This window comes from Escherichia sp. WS3227_2 (genome assembly GCF_046486495.1).
Taxonomy (GTDB): domain Bacteria; phylum Pseudomonadota; class Gammaproteobacteria; order Enterobacterales; family Enterobacteriaceae; genus Escherichia; species Escherichia coli.
Genome location: NZ_JBJQLG010000001.1, coordinates 638,729 through 650,777, shown reverse-complemented (window position 1 = coordinate 650,777; position 12,049 = coordinate 638,729). Strand labels below are relative to the sequence as shown.

14 protein-coding genes are annotated in these 12,049 nt (G+C 50.8%); 4 read left to right on the top strand and 10 right to left on the bottom strand.

What is annotated here, in order from left to right; genetic code table 11:
* Positions 1 to 261 precede the first annotated feature (261 nt).
* The 4 genes from ACJHXB_RS03185 to mtgA all read left to right on the top strand — a co-directional run bounded on the left by ACJHXB_RS03185 (position 262) and on the right by mtgA (position 5,231).
* Positions 262 to 1,191: a TIGR01212 family radical SAM protein gene (locus ACJHXB_RS03185; RefSeq protein ID WP_001604885.1), complete on the top strand. Its 930-nt coding sequence runs from the start codon at positions 262 to 264 to the stop codon at positions 1,189 to 1,191.
* A 95-nt stretch (positions 1,192 to 1,286) separates the two neighbouring features.
* Entirely contained in the window at positions 1,287 to 3,623 is a 2,337-nt protein-coding gene (gene arcB / locus ACJHXB_RS03180; protein ID WP_000809774.1) for an aerobic respiration two-component sensor histidine kinase ArcB, read from the top strand.
* 229 nt (positions 3,624 to 3,852) lie between these two features.
* Positions 3,853 to 4,506, top strand: a complete 654-nt coding sequence (gene elbB, locus ACJHXB_RS03175) for an isoprenoid biosynthesis glyoxalase ElbB (RefSeq protein WP_001469263.1) — start codon at positions 3,853 to 3,855, stop codon at positions 4,504 to 4,506.
* Positions 4,503 to 5,231 carry a monofunctional biosynthetic peptidoglycan transglycosylase gene (mtgA, locus tag ACJHXB_RS03170; protein WP_000047061.1) on the top strand — a complete coding sequence of 243 codons (729 nt, stop codon included), beginning with the start codon at positions 4,503 to 4,505 and terminating at the stop codon, positions 5,229 to 5,231. The genes elbB and mtgA overlap by 4 nt, the downstream gene beginning before the upstream one ends.
* On the opposite strand, the gene yrbL is transcribed toward mtgA, so the two are convergent.
* From yrbL to kdsC, 10 genes are all read right to left on the bottom strand, one after another.
* Positions 5,228 to 5,860 (bottom strand): PhoP regulatory network protein YrbL, encoded by a 633-nt coding sequence (gene yrbL, locus ACJHXB_RS03165; RefSeq protein WP_000620405.1) that lies wholly within the window; start codon positions 5,858 to 5,860, stop codon positions 5,228 to 5,230. The two genes, mtgA and yrbL, sit on opposite strands and share 4 nt — an antisense overlap.
* A gap of 212 nt (positions 5,861 to 6,072) precedes the next feature.
* Complete coding sequence (npr, locus tag ACJHXB_RS03160; protein WP_000216791.1) at positions 6,073 to 6,345, bottom strand: PTS phosphocarrier protein NPr; 273 nt, start codon at positions 6,343 to 6,345, stop codon at positions 6,073 to 6,075.
* Positions 6,342 to 7,196, bottom strand: coding sequence for an RNase adapter RapZ (rapZ, locus tag ACJHXB_RS03155; protein WP_000243741.1), 855 nt, complete (start codon positions 7,194 to 7,196; stop codon positions 6,342 to 6,344). The genes npr and rapZ overlap by 4 nt, the downstream gene beginning before the upstream one ends.
* Before the next feature lie 45 nt (positions 7,197 to 7,241).
* The gene (gene ptsN / locus ACJHXB_RS03150) at positions 7,242 to 7,733 is read right to left on the bottom strand and encodes a PTS IIA-like nitrogen regulatory protein PtsN (RefSeq protein ID WP_000183676.1); all 492 of its coding nucleotides are present in this window, start codon (positions 7,731 to 7,733) and stop codon (positions 7,242 to 7,244) included.
* Positions 7,734 to 7,850: 117 nt separating this feature from the next.
* Positions 7,851 to 8,138, bottom strand: a complete 288-nt coding sequence (hpf, locus tag ACJHXB_RS03145) for a ribosome hibernation promoting factor (RefSeq protein ID WP_001176599.1) — start codon at positions 8,136 to 8,138, stop codon at positions 7,851 to 7,853.
* Between the two features lie 22 nt (positions 8,139 to 8,160).
* On the bottom strand, positions 8,161 to 9,594 hold the full coding sequence (gene rpoN / locus ACJHXB_RS03140; RefSeq protein ID WP_000809051.1) for an RNA polymerase factor sigma-54: 1,434 nt from the start codon (positions 9,592 to 9,594) through the stop codon (positions 8,161 to 8,163).
* Positions 9,595 to 9,641: 47 nt separating this feature from the next.
* Positions 9,642 to 10,367, bottom strand: a complete 726-nt coding sequence (gene lptB, locus ACJHXB_RS03135; RefSeq protein WP_000224099.1) for an LPS export ABC transporter ATP-binding protein — start codon at positions 10,365 to 10,367, stop codon at positions 9,642 to 9,644.
* A 6-nt stretch (positions 10,368 to 10,373) separates the two neighbouring features.
* The gene (gene lptA / locus ACJHXB_RS03130) at positions 10,374 to 10,931 is read right to left on the bottom strand and encodes a lipopolysaccharide ABC transporter substrate-binding protein LptA (RefSeq protein ID WP_000669785.1); all 558 of its coding nucleotides are present in this window, start codon (positions 10,929 to 10,931) and stop codon (positions 10,374 to 10,376) included.
* Complete coding sequence (lptC, locus tag ACJHXB_RS03125; protein ID WP_000030537.1) at positions 10,900 to 11,475, bottom strand: LPS export ABC transporter periplasmic protein LptC; 576 nt, start codon at positions 11,473 to 11,475, stop codon at positions 10,900 to 10,902. The genes lptA and lptC overlap by 32 nt, the downstream gene beginning before the upstream one ends.
* On the bottom strand, positions 11,472 to 12,038 hold the full coding sequence (gene kdsC / locus ACJHXB_RS03120; RefSeq protein WP_000030005.1) for a 3-deoxy-manno-octulosonate-8-phosphatase KdsC: 567 nt from the start codon (positions 12,036 to 12,038) through the stop codon (positions 11,472 to 11,474). The genes lptC and kdsC overlap by 4 nt, the downstream gene beginning before the upstream one ends.
* Positions 12,039 to 12,049 lie beyond the last annotated feature (11 nt).

Genomic DNA, 12,049 nt, shown 5'->3' with positions numbered 1-12,049 from the left:
GACGAGAAAACCAGCATTTTATACTGCCTTAATTGGTAATGGCATTTTATGCTACTGTTTTTGCCTAAAATCTATAAGGAGATAAAAAAATCTGACACAAGATAAGCAAAAATGATTTATGTGATCATGCATGAAATTTCGGTAATTTTGATTGATTATGCAGTTGATAAAAGCAGGCCGGGGCGATTGATCCAGGTCATCGCCGAATTGAGCTAAAAATGGCAGGCTTTGGCCTCTTTTCAAGGCGCGGTCTATCAGATTATGCAGTTACAGAAATTAGTCAATATGTTTGGTGGTGATCTCACCCGTCGTTATGGGCAAAAGGTGCATAAGCTGACGCTGCACGGCGGTTTTAGCTGCCCTAACCGTGACGGTACCATCGGGCGTGGTGGCTGCACATTCTGTAATGTTGCCTCGTTTGCCGATGAAGCGCAGCAACATCGTTCCATTGCCGAACAACTGGCGCACCAGGCGAATTTAGTTAACCGCGCTAAACGCTATCTGGCCTACTTTCAGGCGTATACCAGCACCTTTGCGGAAGTTCAGGTGCTGCGTTCTATGTATCAGCAGGCGGTGAGCCAGGCCAATATTGTCGGTTTGTGTGTTGGTACCCGCCCGGACTGCGTGCCAGATGCGGTGTTGGATCTGCTTTGCGAATATAAGGACCAGGGCTACGAAGTGTGGCTGGAGCTGGGGCTACAAACCGCGCACGACAAAACGCTGCATCGCATCAACCGCGGCCATGATTTTGCCTGTTATCAGCGTACAACCCAGCTGGCACGTCAGCGCGGGCTGAAGGTGTGTTCTCACTTAATTGTCGGCCTGCCAGGTGAAGGACACGCTGAATGTCTGCAAACCCTGGAGCGAGTGGTTGAGACCGGCGTGGACGGCATAAAGCTGCATCCGCTGCATATTGTGAAAGGCAGCATTATGGCGAAAGCCTGGGAAGCGGGGCGTTTGAACGGTATTGAACTGGAAGATTACACGCTCACTGCCGGAGAAATGATTCGCCATACGCCACCGGAAGTGATCTACCACCGCATTTCCGCCAGCGCCCGTCGCCCGACGCTGCTTGCTCCTCTGTGGTGTGAAAATCGCTGGACGGGAATGGTCGAGCTGGATCGTTATCTGAATGAACATGGCGTACAGGGATCGGCGCTGGGACGTCCGTGGCTACCTCCAACGGAGTAGTCCATTGAGGGGAATTCCGCATTTCTCACACAATTTATAACGTAACTGTCAGAATTGGGTATTATTGGGGCAGGTTGTCGTGAAGGAATTCCCTAATGAAGCAAATTCGTCTGCTGGCGCAGTATTATGTTGACCTGATGATGAAGTTAGGTCTGGTGCGCTTCTCAATGCTGCTGGCGCTGGCCCTCGTCGTTCTTGCCATTGTGGTACAAATGGCAGTGACCATGGTGCTGCATGGTCAGGTCGAAAGCATTGATGTTATTCGTTCTATCTTCTTTGGTTTGCTGATTACGCCGTGGGCGGTCTACTTTCTATCGGTGGTCGTCGAGCAACTGGAGGAGTCACGGCAACGTCTGTCACGGCTGGTGCAAAAACTGGAGGAGATGCGCGAGCGCGATTTGAGCCTCAACGTTCAGTTAAAAGATAATATTGCCCAGCTAAATCAGGAAATCGCCGTTCGTGAAAAAGCGGAAGCAGAACTGCAGGAAACCTTCGGCCAACTGAAAATTGAAATCAAAGAGCGCGAAGAGACACAAATTCAGCTCGAACAGCAATCCTCATTCTTACGTTCCTTCCTTGATGCTTCACCCGACCTGGTTTTTTATCGTAACGAAGATAAAGAGTTTTCCGGCTGTAACCGCGCGATGGAGCTGCTGACCGGAAAAAGCGAAAAACAACTGGTTCACCTGAAACCTGCTGATGTTTACTCACCGGAAGCCGCCGCAAAAGTCATTGAAACCGATGAAAAAGTGTTCCGTCATAATGTGTCACTGACCTATGAACAGTGGCTGGATTACCCGGACGGGCGCAAAGCCTGCTTTGAAATCCGTAAAGTGCCGTACTACGACCGCGTGGGTAAACGTCACGGTTTGATGGGCTTTGGTCGCGACATTACCGAGCGTAAGCGGTATCAGGATGCGCTTGAACGCGCCAGCCGCGACAAAACGACGTTTATCTCCACCATCAGTCACGAATTGCGTACACCGCTGAATGGTATCGTCGGCCTGAGCCGCATTCTGCTGGATACAGAACTCACCGCCGAGCAGGAAAAATATCTCAAAACCATCCATGTTTCGGCCGTCACGCTGGGGAATATCTTCAACGATATTATCGACATGGATAAGATGGAACGGCGTAAGGTCCAGCTTGATAATCAGCCGGTTGATTTCACCAGCTTCCTTGCCGATCTGGAAAATCTCTCCGCATTGCAGGCGCAACAAAAAGGATTGCGCTTTAATCTGGAGCCTACGCTGCCATTACCGCATCAGGTCATTACCGACGGGACGCGTTTACGGCAGATCCTGTGGAACCTCATCAGTAACGCCGTCAAATTCACCCAGCAAGGCCAGGTTACTGTGCGCGTGCGCTACGATGAAGGCGATATGCTGCATTTTGAAGTGGAAGACTCTGGTATCGGCATTCCGCAGGATGAGCTGGATAAAATCTTTGCCATGTATTACCAGGTGAAAGACAGTCATGGCGGTAAACCTGCCACCGGCACCGGTATTGGTCTGGCCGTTTCTCGTCGTCTGGCGAAAAATATGGGCGGCGATATTACGGTTACCAGCGAACAGGGCAAAGGTTCAACCTTTACGTTGACGATCCACGCACCGTCGGTGGCTGAAGAGGTCGATGATGCGTTTGATGAAGACGATATGCCTTTACCGGCGCTGAATGTGCTGCTGGTGGAAGACATTGAACTGAACGTGATTGTCGCGCGTTCTGTGCTGGAAAAATTAGGTAACAGCGTTGATGTCGCCATGACCGGCAAGGCGGCGCTGGAGATGTTTAAACCGGGCGAATACGACCTGGTATTGCTGGATATTCAGTTGCCAGATATGACCGGGCTGGATATCTCTCGTGAACTGACGAAGCGTTATCCGCGCGAGGATTTACCGCCGCTGGTGGCCTTAACCGCTAACGTGCTGAAAGACAAGCAAGAGTACCTCAATGCTGGAATGGATGATGTGCTGAGTAAGCCGCTTTCTGTTCCGGCGCTAACCGCGATGATCAAGAAATTCTGGGATACCCAGGATGATGAGGAGAGTACGGTGACGACAGAAGAGAACAGTAAATCAGAAGCATTGCTCGATATTCCCATGCTGGAACAGTATCTCGAACTTGTAGGACCGAAGCTGATCACCGACGGGTTAGCGGTGTTTGAGAAGATGATGCCGGGCTATGTCAGCGTGCTGGAGTCGAATCTGACGGCGCAGGATAAAAAAGGCATTGTTGAGGAAGGACATAAAATTAAAGGTGCGGCGGGGTCAGTGGGGTTACGCCATCTGCAACAGCTGGGTCAGCAAATTCAGTCTCCTGACCTTCCCGCCTGGGAAGATAACGTCGGTGAATGGATTGAAGAGATGAAAGAAGAGTGGCGTCACGACGTAGAAGTACTGAAAGCGTGGGTGGCAAAAGCCACTAAAAAATGACCCCGGCTAGACCGGGGTGCGCGAATACTGCGCCAACACCAGGGAAATCTTGGCTGCGCCGTAAATTATTATGATGAGTTACAAGGGCACAGCACTGTTTTTCAGGCCGCACGCAGTTAAGATAGCAAAACTTAAATGATTTGTTACATGAATCAGTTAAATGTGTGATGCGTAGCATTTTTATTAAAAAAATTAATGTGTTTCAGTCAATTGCGAAAGGATGATCACAATGAAGAAAATTGGCGTAATTCTGAGCGGATGCGGCGTCTATGACGGTTCTGAAATTCATGAAGCGGTGTTGACGTTGTTAGCTATTTCACGCAGCGGTGCGCAGGCGGTCTGCTTTGCACCGGATAAGCAGCAGGTTGATGTTATCAATCATTTAACTGGCCAAGCGATGACGGAAACGCGCAATGTGCTGATTGAAGCGGCACGAATAACGCGCGGTGAAGTCCGTCCTCTGGCTCAGGCCGATGCCGCTGAACTGGATGCGTTGATTGTGCCGGGGGGTTTTGGCGCGGCAAAGAATTTAAGCAATTTTGCCAGTCTTGGTAGCGAATGCACCGTTGACCGTGAATTAAAGGCGCTGGCACAAGCGATGCATCAGGCCGGAAAACCGCTTGGTTTTATGTGTATTGCCCCGGCGATGCTGCCGAAAATTTTCGATTTCCCGCTGCGTTTGACCATCGGTACTGATATCGATACCGCAGAAGTGCTGGAAGAGATGGGCGCGGAGCATGTGCCGTGTCCTGTCGATGATATCGTGGTTGATGAAGACAATAAGATTGTCACCACCCCGGCATATATGCTGGCGCAGAACATTGCAGAAGCGGCGAGCGGCATTGATAAGCTGGTTTCCCGCGTGCTGGTACTGGCTGAATGAGTAAAAGCCGCTTAACGGTGTTTAGTTTCATTCGCCGTTTTCTTCTGCGGTTAATGGTTGTCCTCGCCGTTTTCTGGGGCGGGGGCATCGCGTTGTTTAGCGTTGCGCCTGTTCCTTTCTCAGCGGTAATGGCCGAGCGACAAGTCAGCGCCTGGCTGCATGGCAATTTTCGTTACGTGGCACATTCTGACTGGGTCAGTATGGATCAAATTTCGCCGTGGATGGGACTGGCGGTGATTGCCGCAGAAGATCAGAAGTTTCCTGAGCACTGGGGCTTTGATGTCGCCTCCATTGAGCAAGCCCTGGCCCACAACGAGCGCAATGAAAACCGTATTCGCGGTGCGTCAACGATTTCTCAGCAGACAGCCAAAAATCTCTTTTTATGGGATGGGCGTAGCTGGGTTCGAAAAGGGCTGGAAGCTGGATTAACGCTGGGGATAGAAACTGTCTGGAGCAAAAAGCGTATCCTGACGGTTTACCTGAATATCGCCGAATTTGGCGACGGTGTGTTTGGCGTCGAAGCTGCGGCACAACGTTATTTCCACAAACCCGCGAGCAAACTTACCCGCTCGGAAGCTGCATTACTGGCAGCTGTATTACCTAATCCACTTCGTTTCAAAGTCTCCGCGCCATCGGGCTACGTGCGTGGCCGTCAGGCGTGGATTTTACGGCAGATGTATCAGTTAGGCGGTGAGTCGTTTATGCAACAGCACCAGCTGGATTAAGCTTCGCGCGAAGTGAGGGCCAGCGTTTTGCTTTCACGAGGTTGCAGATCTTTCTGCAGGGCAATAGCCAGCGCCGGTTGGGCGATAAATCGTTTCCATAACCGCTCTTGCTTACGCAGACAACACCACTTCGACCAGGTCGCCAGTGGAATCAATGTGCTTTCACCAATGTTGTCGCAGACGACGGGGATAACCTCTGACTCACTGATGCGGTGACAGAGGATATTCTGCGGCTTCAGCGACATCGTCACGATACGGTTATCCTGCAAATAACGCTTCAGCTGTTTCAGTAACTGGCGTAGTTGTGCAATGTCTTCTTCGTAACGGCATTGTTCTGCAAATTCGGTCAGCGTAATGGAAGGCTTGCCGTCGAAATCGGCAATCACATCGTAGACATAACCGGTTCCGCAATCCGTCTCAACGGTACCGTGATAGCGCGGTATTCCACTCCAGTCTTTTAACCGGCGACCAAGATGCGCGTAGTACTTTAACTCACGGCGGATCTCTTTATCGCCACCATCGCCACGATGGTAGACAATCTTGATACAGCGTTGGGCATCTTCCGGATGCGCATAACATTTCCGATGTCTTCCGGTGCCCAGGGGACTTTGTTCAGATAAGCGAATCATGCCATCTCCTGGAAATATTTTCTGACGATCTCCAGTATGGTCGATTAACTTAAACGAAACCTAAACAATGCTTCTTAAGGTTTTCTTAAGGTTCTTCTGAAAGTAAAAAGCGCACGAAATGTACAATTGACGTTGATTGAGAACGATTTCAGTACGCGCTTTTCTTATTGCCGGGGGAGCTTGAAGGGATTTGAATGTCAAAGTGATGAAGATTAATCTTCATCAAAACCAGAGTTAAAGAGGGCGATAACGGCGGCCAGTGCTTCCTCTTCCTGTGGACCGGTCGCTTCAACTTCAATCTGCCGTCCTTTGGCAGAATCCAACATCAGCAGCGCAATAACGCTGTTGGCTTCAGCCTCGGTGCCTTCGTCATTACGTAACAGCACTTCAGCGTCAAAACCTTGCATTAATTCAAACAGCTTCATTGCAGGCCGGGCATGCATGCCCAGCTTGTTTGTGATTTCAACAGTTTGCTTGACGGTCATGGTTTACGTTTTTCCAGCGTACGATGGCGTGACTGGACATTTTTACCGCGCGAGCGGAAGTAGTCTGCCAGTTGCTCTGCAATATACACCGAACGGTGCTTCCCGCCGGTACAACCAATGGCGACCGTCAAGTAGCTACGGTTGTTGGTTTCCAGCATAGGTAACCATAGCTCAAGATAGCTTCGCGTCTGGTAGATAAAATTGTGTACTTCTGTGTGGCGGTCGAGGAACGCGGCGACAGGTTTATCAAGACCTGTCATTGGACGCAGTTTCGGATCCCAGTGCGGGTTCGGCAAGAAGCGCACGTCAAAGACGTAATCTGCATCGATAGGGATACCGTGTTTGAAGCCGAAAGACTCAAAGACCATGGTCAGTTCGCGTTCACGTTTACCCAGCAGACGGGTACGCAGCATTTCAGCCAGCTCGTGAACGGACATTTCTGAGGTATCGACAATCAGATCCGCTCGCGAACGCAGAGGCTCCAGCAAATCGCTTTCTTTGTCGATAGCACTTTCCAGCGACAGGTTTTTGCTGGAAAGCGGATGCAGTCGGCGCGTGTCACTGTAACGACGAATTAAGGTATTACGGTCGGCATCCAGGAACAGTAGTTGCGGTGAGAAAGCGTCAGGCAGGTTACTCATCGCCTGTTCGAATATTTCTGGTGACTCCGGCATATTACGAACATCAATGCTGACGGCGGCAGAAATCTCGCGATCGGCCAGGGTTCGAGCCAGATCGGGTAACAACACTACGGGAAGGTTATCCACGCAGTAAAAACCCATATCTTCCAGCGCACGCAGGGCGACAGATTTACCTGAACCTGAACGTCCGCTGACGATCATCAGTACCATGTACTGTTTCTCCTCACAACGTCTAAAAGAGACATTACCGAATAACTACGCTTCATCCGGAGTACCTTCGGTATCCGTAATGATTTGATACAGCTCTTCATCGCTCTGGGCTGCGCGTAAACGGCGGCAGATGGTTTTGTCCGCCAGACGTTTCGCCACCAGCGACAGAGTATGCAGGTGCGTTTTGGTTTGGTCAGCCGGAACCAGCAACGCAAATAGTAAATCTACCGGTTGGTTGTCAATGGCATCGAAAGCTATAGGCGTTTCGAGCTGAACGAAAACGCCAACGGCGCGCAGAGTATCTTCTTCCAGTTTACCATGCGGAATGGCAATACCATTGCCGATACCGGTACTGCCCATTTTTTCCCGCGTCAGGATAGCTTCAAAAACCACCTGAGGCGGCAGGCTAAGTTGTTTCGCCGCCAGCTCGCTGATGATTTCCAGGGCGCGTTTTTTGCTCTGACAGTGGACGCGGCTTCGCGTACATTCCCTGTTAAGAACACTGCTAAGCTGTAGAGTTGTATCATTATTTGTCATAATTTCACCTAAGAACCTGCCCACTCAAACAGTGGAACAGGCTCGGAGCATTAACCGTACAAATGGCCCGTTGTGCCGCACAACAGGCCGCCATGCACATGCTAATTGCCCGGACAATTAGTGTTGTTTCAGTTTATCTTTATGTTTGGTCAACTGGCGTGCCAGCTTATCAATTAAGCCATCAATGGCAGCGTACATGTCCTGACCTTCCGCGCTGGCATGAATTTCACCACCGTTTACATGCAGTGTTGCATCTGAGGTGTGGGTGACTTTCTCCACTTTCAGAACAACATAGACCTGGTTGATTCGGTCAAAATATTGCTCAAGTTTGGCAAATTTGGCTGTAACAAATTCGCGCAGTGCCTCGGTGATCTCGACGTTATTTCCGGTAATGTTGAGCTGCATAGTGTCTTCCTTATCGGTTGGGTCAAACGAGCTGTTTACGCTGGTTTGACGGCGGAATGGATAAAGACTCTCGGTACTTCGCAACAGTGCGGCGTGCCACCATGATACCTTGTTCCGACAGCAAAGAGGTTAACTTGCTGTCGCTCAACGGTTTCGCTGGGTTTTCCGCCGCGATTAATTTCTTCACCAGCGCACGAATCGCCGTGGAGGAAGCTTCGCCGCCGCCCTCGGTATTGACGTGACTGGAAAAGAAATACTTCAGTTCAAAAATGCCTCGTGGACTATGCAGGTATTTTTGCGTGGTCACGCGAGATATCGTCGATTCATGCATTTCGACAGCCTGGGCGATATCGGCCAGTACCATCGGTTTCATATATTCTTCACCTTGCTCAAAGAAGGCTTGCTGCTGTTCAACGATACAGCGACTCACGCGCAGTAGCGTATCGTTACGGCTTTCCAGACTCTTGATCAACCATTTGGCATCCTGCAGATTGCTGCGGATAAACTGGCTATCACCATCGTTGCGCGCGTTATTGCACATCGAGGCGTAGTGCTGGTTGATTTGCAGACGCGGAATGCTGTCACTGTTGAGTTCTACCGTCCAGTGACCGTTATGCTTACGCACCAGCACATCTGGAATGACATACTCAGGTTCGCCCGTCTGGATCGACTGCCCGGGGCGCGGATCGAGCGACTGGATCAGATTGACGGCTTCTTTCAGCACATCTTCTTTCAGCCGCGTGACGCGCATTAAAGTGCGGAAGTCGTGATTGGCTAACAGATCGAGATGATCGCTAATGATCAGTCTGGCCTCTTCCAGCCATGGCGTGGTTTTATCGAATTGGGAGAGTTGGATCAGCAGACAGTCACGCAGATCTTTTGCTGCCACACCGACCGGATCAAACCGTTGGATCCGCTTAAGGACGGCTTCAACTTCGTCGATGTCAATCTCTTCATCGCCCATACTTTCGAGAATATCTTCCAGCGGGACAGTCAGATAACCGGTGTCATCAACGGCATCGACGATAGAGGTAGCAATGGCGCGGTCAGTGTCAGAAAACGGTGTCAGCTCGACCTGCCACATCAGGTAATCCTGCAAGGTCTGCGTCGTTTCGCCCTGATAGACCGGCAGCTCGTCGTCAATGTAGTCACCGCTGGTGCCGGATGGTGTACCAGCGGTGTAAATGGTGTCCCAACTGGCATCGAGCGGCAGCTCTTCCGGCATCTCTTTTTGTTCGAGCGCGTCGGCGGTGTCCAGTGTTTCACTGTCTTGCGTTTCGCGGGTGTCGATTTCTTCATGAGTGTCGATTTGCTCAAGCAGCGGATTACTCTCCAGCGCCTGCTGTAGCTCCTGCTGAAGTTCCAGCGTCGACAACTGCAACAGACGAATTGCCTGTTGGAGCTGTGGCGTCATCGCCAGTTGTTGGCTAAGCCTGAGTTGCAAACCTTGCTTCATGTTCAGAATCGTACTCTCCTGCTAAAACGTCGCAAACTTCTACCCTATCAGAGTCTGAAGTCTTCCCCAAGGTATACACGCTTAACGTGTTCGTCTTGTAAGATTTCTGTAGGCGTGCCGTGGGCGATCAAATGCCCCTGACTGACGATATAAGCGCGTTCACAAACCGCCAGTGTTTCACGCACGTTGTGGTCAGTGATCAGTACGCCCAGGCCGCTGTCGCGCAGGTGTTCAATGATGCGTTTAATGTCGATAACCGAGATCGGGTCAACCCCGGCAAACGGTTCGTCGAGCAGAATAAATTTCGGATTCGCAGCCAGTGCGCGGGCAATTTCTACACGGCGACGTTCACCCCCGGAGAGTGACTGCCCCATGCTGTCACGCAGGTGCTCAATGTGAAACTCTTCCATCAGCTCGTTCGCGCGGTCTTCACGTTGTTCAGCAGACAAGTCGTCACGAATTTGCAGTACCGCCATCAGGTTATCGTAAACGCTGAGGCGACGGAAAATGGAGGCTTCCTGTGGCAGATAGCCGATACCGCGGCGCGCGCGTGCATGCAGTGGCAGCAGACTGATATCGTCATCATCAATAATGATGTTGCCCGCATCGCGCGGCACAATGCCTACAACCATGTAGAAAGTGGTGGTCTTACCGGCACCGTTTGGCCCCAGCAGACCGACAATTTCCCCGGAGTTGACGGTCAGGCTGACGTCTTCTACCACGCGACGGCCTTTATAGGCTTTTGCAAGGTTCTTTGCAGTTAATGTTGCCATAACGAATTAATTACCCTTCTTCTGTGCCGGGGTCTGGCCTTTGTTGTTTTTGTCCTGCAGCTGCGACGGCACCAGAACGGTGGTTACGCGCTTACCTTTGTCGCTGAAAGCCTGCATTTTCTGCTCTTTCACCAGGTAAGTGATCTTATCGCCCTTAATGTTGCTATCGACCTGCTGCAGATAAGCATTACCCGTCAGAACGACAAAATCTTTTGCCAGTTCGTAGTGCATCTGGGAAGCGTGACCTTCAACGGGTTTACCATTGTCCTGCATCTGGTAGAACGTTGCCGGTTTACCGTAGCCGTCAATCACTTCTTTACCTTGTTCGCCGCCCGGACGGGTAACGACCACTTTGTCGGCATTAATTTTGATGGTGCCCTGGGTGACGATGACATTACCGGTAAAGGTAACCACGTTGCCTTGCATATCAAGAGATTGCTGGTCCGATTCAATGTGGATCGGCTGATCAGTGTCTCCGGTTACGGCAAATGCCGGAATGCTGGCGGCCAGAAGTGAGCTGGCAAGCACAAGATTAAGGCTGAGTTTGTTTGTTTTGAATTTCATAGGATGTTCTAACCTTTTCAATCAGCTCGGCGTTCTTGCTGCGTAAGTTGCCGCGCATTTTCAGACCGCTGGAGTTAAATGTTGTTCCGTATAACGTGACGAGGTCTTCAGAGGTAACATCCTGCGTCACCAGATTGATCTGCGCGTTATCCGTCGTGATTCTGCGAAGTTGAGAGTCCGGCACAAGTGCGTTGACTTCAACGTGTCCATATAAATAGAGCATCCGGTCATTGGTCAGCTTGGCTTTATCTGCTTTTACGGACCATGTCGGGATTTTATCCTTATCAAACGTGGTAAGTACCGGCTGCGTAAACCACGAAACGGCCTGATCGGAATAATATTCAACATGTTGAGCAATCAATCGATAGCTTAGTGCCCCTTCTGGGTTATAGACGAGCGTGTCCGTATGCTCGCTTTTATAGGTGGGATCATTGTTGTTGACGACCACCTGGGCGGTATCGTCTTTTTCGGCCATATTAATGCCGATCATCACCAGAACCGCCAGTGATAGCACAATGATAACCCAACGTCTGGCTTTACTCATATCGATTGCCCTTTGGCTTCATCCAGTTTGCCCTGCGCCAGGAGTAATAAGTCGCAAACTTCGCGCACTGCGCCACGACCGCCAGCAATGCGCGTCACGTAATCGGCGCGCGGGATCAACAGTGGATGCGCATCGGCCACGGCGACGCTTAAACCCACTTTTTCCATTACCGGCCAGTCGATGAGATCATCGCCGACATAGGCCACATTTTCCGGGGCAATCGCCAGTTTTTCCAGCAGATCGCTAAAGGCGATCAGTTTGTTTGACTGCCCCTGATACAAGTGAGTGATCCCCAATGTGGCACAACGATCTTCTACCAGTTTAGCCTTTCGCCCGGTAATGATAGCGACTTCAATATCAGAGGTGAGCGCACAACGAATGCCATAACCGTCACGAACATTGAACGCTTTCAGCTCTTCGCCATTATTGCCCATATAAATCAGGCCATCTGACAGTACGCCATCGACATCGAGGATCAGCAGACGAATGTTCTCTGCTTTTGCTATAACGTCGGCGCTGACAGGGCCGTAACAGGTCGCAAGCGACGCACCTGCTTTGCTCATTGTTGTTTATC

Excerpts from the sequence above, each read along its gene's own strand:
- elbB (WP_001469263.1), top strand. The coding sequence starts at position 3,853 with ATGAAGAAAATTGGCGTAATTCTGAGCGGATGCGGCGTCTATGACGGT.
- kdsC (WP_000030005.1), bottom strand. The coding sequence starts at position 12,038 with ATGAGCAAAGCAGGTGCGTCGCTTGCGACCTGTTACGGCCCTGTCAGC.
- npr (WP_000216791.1), bottom strand. The coding sequence starts at position 6,345 with ATGACCGTCAAGCAAACTGTTGAAATCACAAACAAGCTGGGCATGCAT.
- lptB (WP_000224099.1), bottom strand. The coding sequence starts at position 10,367 with ATGGCAACATTAACTGCAAAGAACCTTGCAAAAGCCTATAAAGGCCGT.
- arcB (WP_000809774.1), top strand. The coding sequence starts at position 1,287 with ATGAAGCAAATTCGTCTGCTGGCGCAGTATTATGTTGACCTGATGATG.
- hpf (WP_001176599.1), bottom strand. The coding sequence starts at position 8,138 with ATGCAGCTCAACATTACCGGAAATAACGTCGAGATCACCGAGGCACTG.
- ACJHXB_RS03185 (WP_001604885.1), top strand. The coding sequence starts at position 262 with ATGCAGTTACAGAAATTAGTCAATATGTTTGGTGGTGATCTCACCCGT.
- lptA (WP_000669785.1), bottom strand. The coding sequence starts at position 10,931 with ATGAAATTCAAAACAAACAAACTCAGCCTTAATCTTGTGCTTGCCAGC.
- mtgA (WP_000047061.1), top strand. The coding sequence starts at position 4,503 with ATGAGTAAAAGCCGCTTAACGGTGTTTAGTTTCATTCGCCGTTTTCTT.
- yrbL (WP_000620405.1), bottom strand. The coding sequence starts at position 5,860 with ATGATTCGCTTATCTGAACAAAGTCCCCTGGGCACCGGAAGACATCGG.
- lptC (WP_000030537.1), bottom strand. The coding sequence starts at position 11,475 with ATGAGTAAAGCCAGACGTTGGGTTATCATTGTGCTATCACTGGCGGTT.
- rapZ (WP_000243741.1), bottom strand. The coding sequence starts at position 7,196 with ATGGTACTGATGATCGTCAGCGGACGTTCAGGTTCAGGTAAATCTGTC.
- ptsN (WP_000183676.1), bottom strand. The coding sequence starts at position 7,733 with ATGACAAATAATGATACAACTCTACAGCTTAGCAGTGTTCTTAACAGG.
- rpoN (WP_000809051.1), bottom strand. The coding sequence starts at position 9,594 with ATGAAGCAAGGTTTGCAACTCAGGCTTAGCCAACAACTGGCGATGACG.